Raw genomic sequence first — 1562 nt, forward strand, 5'->3', positions numbered from 1 at the left:
AATCTATTTTCTCTTACAAAATTTGCATATCTTTCGCCAAAGGATTAAAATCTATGAAACTTATAGGCTATTTTTTACGTTTATATTAAAGGTTTCGGTTATATTATTAACAGAGCCAAAATATTCTCATGACTAGCTTAAGAAATTCGAGGAGGTCCACGATGAAAAAAATCCTTATTCTCCTACTCGCAGTTATTATGTTTATAAGCCCTCACCAAAGCTTTGCTGACATGGCTGAAGGAGACATGATTGTAACATTAGGTGAAAATTTATCTGCTGAGCAAAAACAAGTGTTATTAACGGAAATGGGTGCCCCGAAGGATGTTCAAATCATAACGGTATCAAATCAGGAAGAACATCAATATTTAGGGAAATATGTAGCTAAATCATTAATTGGTACAAAGGCAATCTCGTCCTCTGCCATTACCATTGCACCTAAGGGTTCCGGGATAACGGTTAAAACAAAGAATATCAATTGGGTAACCGATGAAATGTATGTGAATGCTTTGATAACGGCAGGGGTCAAGGATGCTAACATTTATATTACTGCCCCAATAGCCGTTTCCGGAACTGCAGCGTTAACCGGAATAATAAAAGCATACGAAATATCGGCTGATAAAACCATCCCTGAAGAAGTTAAACAAGCGGCAAACCAAGAAATGGTTGAAACAGCCAAATTGGGTGATTCCATCGGCGATAAGAATGCCGCAGCACTTATTGCCAAAGTAAAAGAAGAAATCGCCAAGAATAAACCGAAAAATGATGAGGAATTACGGAAAATCATAGAACAAGCTGCAAAGGATTTAAACGTTAATCTTTCCGATAAGGAAATGAAAAGGCTGATTGACTTTTTTAATAAGCTAAAGGATTTAAATATTGATTGGAACCAAGTAAGTGATCAACTTAATAAAGCGAAGGACCGGATTTCAAATTTTATTCATTCTGAAGAAGGGCAAGGATTTTTTGAAAAAATCAAGCAATTTTTCATTCGGCTCATTGATGCGATTAAATCTATTTTTTCATAAAAAACTATCATGAGCCCCAACCCCAAGTATACTAGCCACGGGTGCAGGAGTTGGACAAAACTAAAAGTCGAAAATTTATACTATATCATTTAAAAAGCTGCCGATTTTACGGCAGCTTCAGGCTGTCGAAAAACCTTCGACAGCCTTTATTTTTTTATGTCACTTTAACATTTCACCGCGATAATTTGTAATATTATTAATGCAACATGTCTGTTGATTTGCGCTCCAGGCGCTTCGCTTTCCGCGGGCGTGCCGGGGAGCCTCCTCGGCGCTAATGCGCCTGTGGGGTCTCCCCTGCCCCGTACTCCCGCAGGAGTCTTCGCGCCTTCCGCTCCAATCAACAGGTGCAAAATCAATAATGTCCTCACACAACCAAAAAAATAAACTGACTCAACCCACTTAAAGGCAAATGCAAATAAGTAAATACACGAGAGAAGAAGTTGATGTAGAAACCCGTGGATACTTTGATGAATTAAACAAGACTATTGAAGAGGATAGAATAAAGCATGGAAAAAAGCCATTAAAGGAAAAGGTAAG

The 1562-nt window shown here is 38.2% G+C and carries 1 protein-coding gene and 1 pseudogene; both read left to right on the forward strand.

The features are described 5' to 3' along the window. Positions 1 to 161 precede the first annotated feature (161 nt). The gene (locus RTR43_RS20180) at positions 162 to 1025 is read left to right on the forward strand and encodes a DUF1002 domain-containing protein (protein ID WP_312474445.1); all 864 of its coding nucleotides are present in this window, start codon (positions 162 to 164) and stop codon (positions 1023 to 1025) included. Between the two features lie 384 nt (positions 1026 to 1409). Further along, a pseudogene (locus tag RTR43_RS20185) lies at positions 1410 to 1562 on the forward strand (IS5/IS1182 family transposase); the annotation flags it as partial.

This window comes from Neobacillus sp., assembly GCF_031988165.1.
In the GTDB taxonomy this organism is placed as follows: domain Bacteria; phylum Bacillota; class Bacilli; order Bacillales; family Cytobacillaceae; genus Neobacillus; species Neobacillus rhizosphaerae.

Bases quoted from the DNA above. Each gene is read 5' to 3' on its own strand.
- RTR43_RS20180 (WP_312474445.1), top strand. From the start codon at position 162: ATGAAAAAAATCCTTATTCTCCTACTCGCAGTTATTATGTTTATAAGC.